10 protein-coding genes are annotated in these 12,019 nt (G+C 45.2%); 2 read left to right on the top strand and 8 right to left on the bottom strand.

Annotated elements, in window-relative coordinates; all coding sequences use genetic code 11:
- The first annotated feature begins 176 nt into the window (after nt 1-176).
- Together QFZ51_RS04850 and uvrC are read left to right on the top strand one after the other, a co-directional pair.
- Nucleotides 177-761, top strand: coding sequence for a hypothetical protein (locus tag QFZ51_RS04850; protein WP_429043738.1), 585 nt, complete (start codon nt 177-179; stop codon nt 759-761).
- A 2-nt stretch (nt 762-763) separates the two neighbouring features.
- Entirely contained in the window at nt 764-2,575 is a 1,812-nt protein-coding gene (uvrC, locus tag QFZ51_RS04845; protein ID WP_429043737.1) for an excinuclease ABC subunit UvrC, read from the top strand.
- Between the two features lie 9 nt (nt 2,576-2,584).
- Here uvrC and QFZ51_RS04840 read toward each other — a convergent pair whose 3' ends face one another.
- The 8 genes from QFZ51_RS04840 to QFZ51_RS04805 all read right to left on the bottom strand — a co-directional run bounded on the left by QFZ51_RS04840 (nt 2,585) and on the right by QFZ51_RS04805 (nt 11,987).
- Nucleotides 2,585-3,178 carry a DinB family protein gene (locus QFZ51_RS04840; protein WP_429043734.1) on the bottom strand — a complete coding sequence of 198 codons (594 nt, stop codon included), beginning with the start codon at nt 3,176-3,178 and terminating at the stop codon, nt 2,585-2,587.
- A gap of 66 nt (nt 3,179-3,244) precedes the next feature.
- Complete coding sequence (locus QFZ51_RS04835) at nt 3,245-3,820, bottom strand: Crp/Fnr family transcriptional regulator (protein ID WP_429043733.1); 576 nt, start codon at nt 3,818-3,820, stop codon at nt 3,245-3,247.
- A 75-nt stretch (nt 3,821-3,895) separates the two neighbouring features.
- On the bottom strand, nt 3,896-4,924 hold the full coding sequence (gldN, locus tag QFZ51_RS04830; protein WP_429043731.1) for a gliding motility protein GldN: 1,029 nt from the start codon (nt 4,922-4,924) through the stop codon (nt 3,896-3,898).
- Between the two features lie 21 nt (nt 4,925-4,945).
- Complete coding sequence (gene gldM, locus QFZ51_RS04825; protein ID WP_370909159.1) at nt 4,946-6,484, bottom strand: gliding motility protein GldM; 1,539 nt, start codon at nt 6,482-6,484, stop codon at nt 4,946-4,948.
- A 55-nt stretch (nt 6,485-6,539) separates the two neighbouring features.
- A complete protein-coding gene (gldL, locus tag QFZ51_RS04820; RefSeq protein WP_370909158.1) occupies nt 6,540-7,283 on the bottom strand; it encodes a gliding motility protein GldL in 744 nt (247 codons plus the stop codon).
- A gap of 136 nt (nt 7,284-7,419) precedes the next feature.
- Nucleotides 7,420-8,703: an SUMF1/EgtB/PvdO family nonheme iron enzyme gene (locus QFZ51_RS04815; RefSeq protein WP_370909157.1), complete on the bottom strand. Its 1,284-nt coding sequence runs from the start codon at nt 8,701-8,703 to the stop codon at nt 7,420-7,422.
- A gap of 268 nt (nt 8,704-8,971) precedes the next feature.
- A complete protein-coding gene (locus tag QFZ51_RS04810) occupies nt 8,972-11,020 on the bottom strand; it encodes a thioredoxin domain-containing protein (protein ID WP_429043726.1) in 2,049 nt (682 codons plus the stop codon).
- 175 nt (nt 11,021-11,195) lie between these two features.
- Nucleotides 11,196-11,987 carry a uroporphyrinogen-III synthase gene (locus tag QFZ51_RS04805; protein WP_079469908.1) on the bottom strand — a complete coding sequence of 264 codons (792 nt, stop codon included), beginning with the start codon at nt 11,985-11,987 and terminating at the stop codon, nt 11,196-11,198.
- Nucleotides 11,988-12,019 lie beyond the last annotated feature (32 nt).

Genomic DNA, 12,019 nt, shown 5'->3' with positions numbered 1-12,019 from the left:
CACCCCTGTAACATTTAGTTTATCACCTCCGTTTAACAAGCGTTACCCACGAAAAATATCAGCCCAACACGCTGATTTACATATTTTTAGTGCTCTCGACAGATTTGCTCATGCATCGATGCGCCGTTTTTACGGCGCATTTTTTATGACCCGTATTTAAGTATTAATTTTGCAGCATGAAAAAATACAGGCAAGCAACAGCTTTGTTTACCATGATTGGCTTAATGGCCTGTAACCTGGCAAATAAACCATCAAAAAATAATACGCCCGATAAGTTCATAAAACTGCCGGAATATTTCAGCCAGGAGGATGCTCATATCCGCACTGGTGGCTTTATACTACATAAGTCTGTAACGCTCAACGGCAAAACAGACACTGTGAGCATCCCCGGCAGCGACAGCGCCACGGTGCACGACCTGTTAAAGCCCTTCACAGATGCAGATCTGAATAAACCCTCCCTCCGGGACGAATACGATACCTCCGGTTTGTATGATCCGTTTTCAGGAAGAAGATCGCTGATCTACAAATCCAAAGGAAAACAAACCAATCCTTCCGAAATAACCCTGGAACTGGATAAACATGGCAATATACAACAGGTAAATATCCACTCCTATACCAGTAACATGGTGTATGAATTCCGGCAGGATCTGCACTACCAGCAAAACAGGCAGGTTCGGATGACTACCTATCAGAAAATTGCCTTCCTGTCGCCAAAAGAACTTGAAGTAAATGTAACGATCGCACCAAAAACAGGGATGTAAACATGACAGCAGCGGAGTTTCAGCAAATATCACATACCATACCGGGAGATGCCGGTATCTATAAATACTACGATGAAGCCGGCACCCTTCTTTATGTAGGGAAAGCCAAAAGTTTGCGCAAAAGAGTAAGTTCCTATTTTGTAAAAAATCACGACAACTATAAAACCCGCAAACTGGTTGAACACATCCATCATATTGAGTTTACAATCGTCGACTCTGAACAGGATGCTTTCCTCCTGGAAAATTCACTCATCAAACAATTCAAGCCCAGGTATAATATCAATCTGAAAGATGATAAAACCTACCCTTATATTGTTATCAAACATGAGTCCTTTCCACGGGTATTTTTCACCCGCAACGTTATTAAAGACGGATCCGACTACCTGGGGCCATTCACTTCGGTTGGTCGGGTACGGGAAATACTGGATGTAATCAAATACAATATTCCTCTCCGCACCTGTAACCTCAACTTATCGGAAGAGAATATCCGTAAAGGAAAATTCAAAGTATGTCTCGAATATCACCTGGGAAACTGCAAGGGTCCCTGTGAAGGGCTGCAAACACAGGAAGACTACCGCGAAGGATTACAGCAGGTAAAGAACGTATTAAAAGGCAATCTTACCCCGGTAGTAAACCTGTTCAAGGAACAAATGCTGGAGCATGTGTCGAAGATGGAGTTTGAGAAAGCGGAAATCATGCGAAAAAAAATAGCAAGCCTGGAAGACTATTCCGCTAAATCCACCATCGTAAATACCCGCATGGGTAATGTGGATGTGTTTTCAATTATCAGTGAAGGAAATCACGCTTATGTAAACTACCTGCGCATTCTCAACGGCACTATTGCTGATACCAAAACCGTAACGCTGGAAAAACAACTGGAAGAAAGCGACGAAGAAGTACTGGCCTACGCCATTGCCTATCTCCGGGAAGTATTTAAAAGCATCAACTCGGAAATCGTAGTGCCATTCCCGTTAGTATACCCGGAAAGCAGTGTTACCGTTACCGTTCCTAAAGGCGGCGATAAAAAGAAGCTGCTGGAATTGTCGGAAAAGAATGTGAATTATTTTAAGGAAGAATTATACCGGAAGAAGATTCTGCACCTGGAAGGCAAGTCGGACCTGGAACGGAAACAGGTGCTGTACCAGTTGCAGGCCGACCTCGAATTGCCGGTGCTACCAGAGCACATCGAATGCTTTGATAACTCCAACTTCCAGGGCAGTTACCCGGTAGCCGCCTGCGTAGTGTTTAAAGACGGCGTTGCTTCCAAAAAAGATTACCGGCATTTCAACATTAAAACGGTGGAAGGCATCAATGACTTTGCTTCCATGAAAGAAATTGTTTTCAGGCGGTATAATCGCCTGCTGGCAGAGCAGCAACCACTTCCTCAACTGGTAATCATCGATGGTGGTAAAGGCCAGCTGGGCTCTGCTATGGAAAGCATCCGGGAGCTGAACCTCATAGGTAGCATGACAGTAGTGGGCCTTGCAAAAAATGAAGAAGAAATATTTTTCCCGGGAGATTCCGAAAGTATCAAATTACCCTATAACAGCGAAAGCCTGAAACTTATCCGCCGGGTGCGTGATGAGGTACACCGCTTTGGTATTACTTTCCACCGCCAGAAAAGAAGCAAAGGCACCTTTAAAAATGAGCTGGAAAGCATTAAAGGCATCGGCGAAAATACGGCTACCCAATTATTAAAAACATTCCGTTCGGTAGCCAAAATAAAATTGCTCACGCAGGAGGACCTTGTAAAAGAAGTGGGCGCCGCCAAAGCAAAACTAATCTGGGAACACTTCCATAAAGAAGGCGTATAACATTAACGGCTATACGGCCTTTTTTGCCTCCTGCCTGGTGCCGATGGCACGTTCCGCCTGCAACATATGCCGGCGAATGTGCGCCGTTAAAAAACCAAATGTATCTCCGGCAGATAATTTTATAAACCGCGACAGGGAAGTAGTTACTTTCAGCTGTTGAATATTTACTTTTTCTGCGCGCAACAATAAATCTCTCATCTGTTCCTGCTGATCAATAAACTCCTGCAATACCGCTTCCACATCCGGCTGAACGGATGGCAGGTGTCCTTTAGGGGATTTCATACGGGAACGCAAGCTGCCATCTGCGGCAGGTTCCATGAGGCGGGTAAACCATGCGCCGATCCAGCTGCTGCGGAAGAAGGGAGCGGGCCGGCTGTTACGTTGTTCCCCACGGGTAATGGCCTGGTCCAAGGCCGGCAAATAAAACCGGCCGTAAGTATTCAGGTGCTCCAGGCATTGCGCGGCACTCCATTGGCCGGGACCGGGTGCATGTTGTAAAACAGCATCGGGCTGCCCGCCGAAACGGCTTTCTGCCTGGTATTGCATGGCTGCATTTTTTCTTCGTAAATCCTGCAGGAGCTCATCACTGTTAACGCGGTTCATATTCGGTTTGATTTGACACAAAATTAGGTGGGTTGCTTGTAAAAAATCTTTGTGCAGATCAACATTTTATAGCTTCACAGTACTTAGTAATTTGCTGAAAGTAGCGGGATCGATGCCGAGATAGGAGGCCAGGTATTTATGTGGGATCAGCTGTAATACCTGCGGGCTGCGGGTTAGCAGTTGCCTGAATTTTTGTTCTGCGGTGAAAGACAGCAATTCTTTATGTCTTTCCAATACCCCGGCCAGTGCGGCAGCGGTTCCCAGCCTGGCCCATCTTTCAATGACAGGATATTGCAGGGCAAGCCGGTTAAAATCGGCGTACGTCATCCGCAGGAATTCACTGTGTGTAAGGGTTTCCAGGTACCAGGGTGAGGGTTGCTGAAGCTGGAAAGAATCCAATACGCCAGAGAAGGAGCCGGTGTAAGTGAATACGATCGTAGATTCCTTTTCGCCTTCCAGGGCAAAAACACGCTGTACGCCGGCTGTTACGAAGTAGAGATACTTTTCTATTTCCCCGGCGGCGGTCATTACTTCCCTGCGTTTAAACTGCACCGGATGCCAGCAGGCTGCCAGTGCCTCCCATACGGGATCCGGGAGAGGCATGATCTGGAAAACGGTTTTATGTAGCTGCTGAAGGGACATACGGAAAGATAAAAAAAGAAAGGCAATCAGCATAAACTGATTGCCTTTCCGTATTGATCGGTGATCATTATTTGATTAATACTGCCAGAGGTCCTGCTCTTTATTAAAGATGCGGTCGTGAATACCTTGTCCTTCCAGGAGGCGCATGGTACCATCTTTAATATAGTCTTTGATCTCGCGGTTGTAGGTATTGTTTTCCTTTACTATGTAGCTGCCAAAGAAGCGCATTTCAAAAAGGTCTTCCCAGCTGATAGTGGATGCATCGTTATTCTGGTTATACACATCGTGCTTGGCCAGGATAGCGCGGCAATCCGGATAATACACCCAGAATAAAGGGATGGATGCGCGTATGCTGCCATCTTCATTTATACGGGATACCATAGGAGCTATACCCAGTATACGAACTTTGAGGGCGGAAGCTTCTTTGTCGAATACCCAAACCTCTTTTATTTTGTACTGTTTAATGGTACGTGCATCGAAGTCATCGCGGGTAGTCACCATTTTTTCTTCGCCGGTTACCGGATCTATACTGCGTACGGTTCTTTCTTCGCCTGCGAGTTTAGTTTGTATTTCGGAGTAGGGCATTACAGTAGTGAAGCGATCATCAACAGCGTTGAAGGCTTCTATCTCTTTATTCTTGATAGCGTCGAGCAAAATATTGATGAACAGCTGATTGGTACCAGACTCATCTTCCACGTTGTATTGGAAGGGGAGATTGATCTTTTCCCTGATATCGATTACCTGCCATACACGTTTTTCCCAGAACCTGTCATCCTCCCGGATGTAGTCATAGGCGATGGGTGTACGTTCCCTGGCAAGGTTTCTTTCCACCACACCATCCACTCGCAGTGATTTGCGCGGAGTATCTACCAGCGGGGCTGATATACCATCCGTACGCAGAGAAGCAGGAGGAGCAGAAGATGAAGGAGGAGGCGCTACCGCATTCCCGGTTGCCGGGTTTACTACGCTATCCGGTGCAGGTGTTGCTGTAGTAGCAGTTCTGCGGCGGGTTGTACCGCCACGGCGTTGCGCATCAGCAGCTGTTGCCAGCATCACCAGCAAAAGAGTGCACCAACCAATTCTGTTAAATATTACTGCTCGCATAATTCAGTAATTAATGGACCGTTAGTTTAATTTAAATATAGTACTCGGCATGGAACGAACCACATTATCCGGGCCTTTCACTTTTACGTTTTCAAAGAAAACTTCATCGCCTGGGCGCAGAGAACGGATGGATGCGGCTACATTTCCGGGGAAATAAGCAGAAGTAGCATCGCCTTCCTGGTATTCTTTGCCTTTTGCAGAGATACCTACGCGGTAACCGATTACTTCATATTTCACGCCTTCAAATTCAAAATCTTCGAGGTCGGCACGTAAGCCACCCTGTACTTTAAAGTCAGCTGCTTTCATGCTGCCGCCTTTATTAACTCCCACTTTCAACACCGGATCCGGAACACGTTTCACACGGAATTCTTTCTGGCCGAGTGATTTGGTTTTTCCATCGATGTTAGCGACTACATTAATCACTGCTTTGCCTGGCTGGCTAACAGTTACAAGGTATTCGCCGGAACCGCGTTTGGTCATATTACCACCTGATATAGAAGCAGACACCTGTTCGGCAGGTACGCCGGCAGCAGAAATCGAAATAGGATTCTGGAGGCCGATATACAGCACGTTCATTTTGTCTGCGGAGATGGAGGTAGCAGAAGCACCTACATTATAAGTTTCGGTAAAGGAATAGGATTCAGGAGCGCCACCAGTTGGGCTAGGTAAGGTAATAGACCCGGTTAATGTTTTTTCACCAATGCCGGAAACAGGAACAGTATATACTCCTAAACCTTCATGTGCTTCAATGGTAGAACCATTTACAACAATAGTCGGATTAACCGTAGTGCTGTAAGCACCTACTGCGATGTTGGCAGTTAGGGTTTGTCCTTCCATCAGGTTTTTGGAATTCAGGGAGATAAATGGTCTTACTTTATCGAATTTGAATGTGTTCGCATCAATCTGACGGAACAGGTCATCGATAATGGCAGACTCAGAGTTTTTGATATCATTCTGGAATTTACCCAGGATGGTTACTGCAGCGATAGTAGGAACCATGTTGAAGTGGTAGGTAGTCCATGATTTCGGACCGCCACCATGTTCATCATTTGATTTACCTACTTCAATTTTCAGTGGTAAAGTTCTTGTGAATTGATCTTTCTTTTTAGGATCAACGAAAGAGAGTAATTGATTACGTAAATCTTTCAATTTAGCCTCCAGTTCAGGACCTTTCTTCATATTCTCCATTACCCTGGTAGGAGCGTCCAGTCCGGCTTTATCCTTAATTTCACCATGTTCGTCCAGGCCACCACTTTCTGTGATGATGGTTTTCTTTAAGGACTCTACGTAATCATACATGCTGGCGGATATTTGTTTCACCTGCTGCGCTTTTGCTCTGAGAGGTGCTGTTTTTTCCGCATTATCCTTCATCTGTGCATCAAATTGTTTGTAGATGAAGTCATTCTTGTCAGCTAAGGATTTATTTGAAGTATTGATTGAATTATTTACGATACTAAAAGCGTTCAATATTTCAGCAGAGACGTTCAACGCCAGCATGGCCGTCAAGACCAGGTACATGATGTTGATCATCTTCTGCCTAGGATCTTTAGGTAGTGCCATAGTTTGTTTTCAGATTTAATTGATATGTGTTAATTCAGAAACTATTAGCGTTACCTTATCTTCCTCCGTGCATAGCGCTCAGCATATTACCATAAATTGAGTTCAGGTTGCTGAGGTTTTTAGCGAGCAGGGAAATTTGTTCCTGTGTTTTCTTGGCATCTTCAATGCTGCCACTCATTGCACTGGAAGCATTCTGCAGGTTGCTGTAGAATGAATTCATTGCTTTCAGGTGGTTGTTGGTGTCCTGGAGTTCCAGTTCGTAGATAGCGTTGAGGGAAGCCAGATTTTTAGTCATACCCTGCATCTGTACATGGAAATCTTTAGTAGATTCTGATGCACTGTTGAAAGAAGATACGGCAGCAGCGGCTGTAGTATATGCATTTGCTACATTACCGATAGCGCTGGCAGCTTCTCTTGTTTTCTGTGTGTAATCTCCGGTGGCTGCAACTACATCGCTGATATCTCTCATTTTATCAACGGTAGTACCCAGTTTCTGGAAGTTTTCGCTTAAGCGCTGCAGGTTGGCAGGTGTAATGTCTGCTTCCTGGAGCATTTTGTCCAAACCGGCTACAGCTGGACTTCCTGCTACTGCTACCACCTGGCCTTCCGTGTGTGCGCCGGAATCAGGTACAAAAGCGTAAACGAAAAAGATCAGCGCTTCTACGCTCAGACCCAGGATCAAAGCGATGTCAGCTCCGCGCCAGTGCTGTAATTTGAACAATGCTCCCACGATTACCACGGAAGCCGCAATACATACGAAAAAGTTCAGCCATTTAGCTTTGTTAGGATTCATAGCCATAGGTTAAAATTTACTGGTTAAAATGTTAGTTAAAGTCTGTATGGAATAGTTAATTCTCACTGATTTACTCATAATAGTGTACATACTAAAGGTTTCTTTGGTGTTAATAAATACAGGCTATTATTTATTGATTATCCTATCTGTGCTTCACTCGTCTGCTCAGGGCAATGGTACATCTGAAACCAACATAAGATTTCGAACTGTCCTGATACTCATATGTTCTGGTTCCGGTTTGAAGGAAATATCCTACGTCTTTCCATGAACCACCTCTGATTGCTTTACGCTTCATCTTTAATGGTGCATCATCCGGTACATCCATTCTCAGATATGGGTTCATATCTGATGTGAAAGAATAGGCATTTTCGTAAAAGATATCTGCTGTCCATTCTGCAACGTTGCCGGACATGTTATATAAACCATAATCATTAGGCCAGTAAGCATCTGCACGAACAGTGTAAAAACCACCATCTTCCGGATAATTACCACGGCCGGGCTTGAAGTTAGCCAGTAAACATCCTTTCTTGTTACGGATGTAGTAACCACCCCAAGGATAAGGCGTTTGCTCTCTTCCACCACGGGCGGCATATTCCCACTGCGCTTCAGAAGGTAACTGGAATTTATCTTCCGTAAACAGCTTCTTGCTGGCCCGGTAGTCTTCCCAGAATTTACTTCTCCATTCGCAGAAGGCAGTTGCCTGGTGCCAGTTTACACCTACTACAGGATAGTTATCAAACGCCGGATGCCAGAAGTACATACGTGTCATCGGCTCGTTATAGGCGTATGAGAAATCCCTGATCCAGCACAGTGTATCCGGATAAATGGGCACATCTTTCTTTACAATAAAAGTAGAACGCGGCTTACCGAAATTTTCTCTCAGCTTCGCTTTATCCCAGTTAAAGGTTTCCTGGTGGTAAATCAGTTTACCTACATCAATATCCTTGCGGCCGTATAACCGGTCTGCCTCGGTATACACCATCGCATCCAGTTTTTCCATGGTAGCCTTGTCCTTATAGACAATCTTCTGCTTCCAGTCAATAATATCATGACCATCATCAGATTTTACATGACCCAGCAAAATGTGTGCAATAGAGTCCTGTACCCAATTCACAAACTGGCGATACTCGTTATTCGTAATTTCCGTAGCGTCCATATAGAAGCCGGAAATAGAAATCGACTTGTTACGCGCCGTGTATGCATAGTTTACGTCCTCATCACTGGGACCCATGTGAAAAGTTCCGGCTGGTACGTATACCATCCCGTACGGTACAGGGGGAGAGTACTTCGGTCTCGGACTTACGCCGATCAATTGCCCTTGCGCATTTTTAGGGGTTTTACTACCGCCACAGCTGGCCAGCAGGGAAACCAGCAAAACTGCCAACAGACCTTTTACATAGTTAAGCTTCATAAGGGTAGCTTTCATCAGAATATGTTTTTTCTATTAACCAGCCTGGTGTGATTTGCCTGTATACAAGGGAACACAATTCTCATTTTTTCACCCGCTTTGTTTATATGAAAGATAGCAAATGTAATAATTAATTTTAATCCGTAGTGACTTTTTATCCAACTTTTTCAATTCGCCTTATATCCGTTCTGTAACTAGTTTAAACGCACCTTTTAACATTTTATTATATAAACGTAATAACATTTATTGAATCAATAGCCTCCCTTACGAGAGGCAAGTTACATAATTATTGTATTAAATTAATAATTTCTTCTATATAATGTACGGGCTTAATGCAATGATAATCTTTACATAAATAAACTAAAGTGTCATTTTCCTGCTCCCGCCCGGTCAGCAGGGGAATCGCCGGAATATTTTTTGCTGCGCCGACAAGAATCCTGTACGGGATAAACCATTTTCCCGCTTCATCCATTCTTTCCCTGAAATTTTTTCCGACAATGGCCAATTCGGGGGTACCTTTTACCAGCTGTAATAACTGGCTCGCCCACACGCCAAAGGAGGTAGGGTATCTCACTATCGTTTGCGACAGGCTGGAAACGGCTCCCACACAACGGTTCGCCCATTCCTTCTCATCAAAAACAACGGAAAGGTACCAAAGGTTCTGCATCATCACCGCATTTCCACTGGGCACTGCCCCGTCGTAGATTTCCTTCTTCCGCACAATCACATCATTCTGACCCTCAATGGTATAGTAAAAGAACTGCCCGGCTTCATCACTGAAATGAGCGATCACAAAGGCCGTAATATCACGCGCCTCATATAAATACCGCGTGTCGCCGGTAACTTCCTGCAACGCTATCAGCGCCCGGACCAAACACGCATAATCGTCCAGGAACGCCGGATACTTCGCCTGGTCCTGTTTCCACGTATGGTAAAATGCACTACCGGCAGCCTCCTGGCGGAAATTCGATAAACAGAAATCCATATTGCGGATAGCCATCTCCCTGTAAGCTGGTATGCCCAGTGCCGCATAAGCTTTACAGCAGGCATGTACCATCATGGCATTCCATCCCAGCAGGATCTTATCGTCCAATCCCGGCCGGATACGGTTAGCCCTCACCGCCAGCAGCTTTTCCCGGCAGCCTTTTAACATGGCGCCGAAAATATCCGCATCATATCCTTTTTCTGCCGCGAAATCCAGCAGCGGCTGTTGCACCCATAAAATATTCTGTTCCTCCCAGTTGCCATGATCCGTTACATCATAATACTCGCAGAAAGGCTTTGCCTGTTCCCCCAGGATATGATGAATCTCCACCTTGCTCCAGGTATAAAACTTTCCTTCCACACCCTCAGAATCAGCGTCCAAGGCAGCATAGAAGCCCCCTCCGGGAGCGGTCATTTCACGGGTGATAAAGTCCATCGTATCCCTGACCGTTTGAGCGTATACTTCGTTATGTGTCAGCTGATAAGCATCGCACAACACATCCAGGAGCAGCGCATTATCATACAACATCTTTTCAAAATGCGGCGCCAGCCACTTTTCATCGGTGGAATAGCGGGCAAACCCGCCTCCCAGCTGATCATAGAGGCCTCCCTGCAGCATTTTATCCAGCGACAGCAACGCCTGTTGCAGCGCTTCCGGATGCTGATACGCATGATGATACCTCAGCAGGTAAGCAATGGTAAAGGTTTGCGGGAACTTTGGCGCCCGGCCAAAACCGCCCCACCGGGTATCGGCCTGCTTCAGTATATTTTCACAAATGGTGTCACACTGCGCTTTGGTAAATAATTCTTCGAAGGGAATATCAAGATGCAACCCAGGCTGCTGCCCAAACTGGGCTGATTGCTGTATATGCTGTACCAGGTTATCTGCCTGTGTTTCAATCTCCTCCCGTTTATTCTGAAATGCATCAGCAAGGGATAACAGCACATCTGTCCAGGAAGGACGGCTGTATGCTTTCACCGGCGGGAAATAAGTGCCACCATAAAAAGGCTTTTTATCCGGTGTAAGAAAAACATTCAGCGGCCAGCCACCAGCGCCGGTCATAGCCTGTACGGCATCCATATAAATATGATCCAGATCGGGCCTTTCCTCCCGGTCTATCTTAATATTAATAAAATGTTCGTTCATGATGGCAGCTGTAGCTTCCTGCTCAAAGCTTTCCCGCTCCATTACATGGCACCAATGACAAGCGGCATACCCGATACTTACCAATATAGGTTTATCCTCCTGCAACGCACGTTGCAGGGCTTCTTCCCCCCACGGATACCAGTTTACAGGATTATGCGCATGCTGCAGCAGATATGGACTGGTTTCACTGATAAGCTTATTCATGGATTCCCCCTACGCGATAATAATGATTGATCTTCTTATTTCTTCTACAAAGAAATTTATTTTTTCAGGATTACAAAGAAATATTTTGAAACCGGCCCCTGCATTGCCATCGCAGCAAAAAAAAGCAGGGATGGCATTACGCCACCCCTGCTCAATTTTATCGCAGAAAAATTGCTTACTTCTTTATTAATGTAGTCAGGTACTGCTCCAGCGCAGCTGCCATAGAAGGCGCCTGCGGAAGCGGTGCTTTTACATCCAGTCTTAACCCCGCTTCTTCCACCGCAGCGGAAGTAGTAGGACCGAAGGCGCCGATATGCGTCCCGTTCTGCACAAATTCAGGCATGTTCTCAAACAGTGACTTCACGCCGGAAGGACTGAAAAACACGATCATGTCATAAGCAGTAGCAGCCAATACTTCCTTTACATCTGTAGAAACAGTTTTATAAAGCGTAGCGGTAGCATAGTCGCACTTGTTTGCTTTCAGCCATTCTTCAATATCTTTCTTCTGGCTATCAGAGCTGGGGAAAAGGAATTTCTCATTATCCCGGTGTTTGTTCATCACCTCCAGTACTCCTTTGGTAGAACCGTCTGCTCCGTAAAATACCTTCCGTTTCCGGTAAAGAATGAATTTCTGCAGATACAACGCCACGGCTTCTGTAATACAAAAGTATTTGCAGTCCTGTGACACCTTAATCTTCATTTCTTCACAAATCCGGAAAAAGTGGTCTACCGAGTTACGACTGGTAAAAATTACCGCCGTAAAGCTGAGAATGTCGATTTTCTGTTTTCTGAACTCCTTCGCTGGCAAACCTTCCACCCTTATGAACGGATAAAAATCCAATTTTATATTGAATTTCCTGGCCAGATCAAAGTAGGGTGACTTTTCTGTTTCAGGCTTAGGTTGAGAAATTAGGATTGACTGAATTTGTTTTCCTTGCAAATCTTTTTTTGGCCCGCCTTTTATCATACGTTTTTTGCTCTTGTGTTAACAATAGGCGA

This window comes from Chitinophaga sp. W3I9 (assembly GCF_050434025.1).
Classification (GTDB): Bacteria; Bacteroidota; Bacteroidia; order Chitinophagales; family Chitinophagaceae; genus Chitinophaga.
The sequence above is the reverse complement of the archived record's forward strand: the minus strand, read 5'-3'. Positions and strand labels throughout refer to the sequence as shown.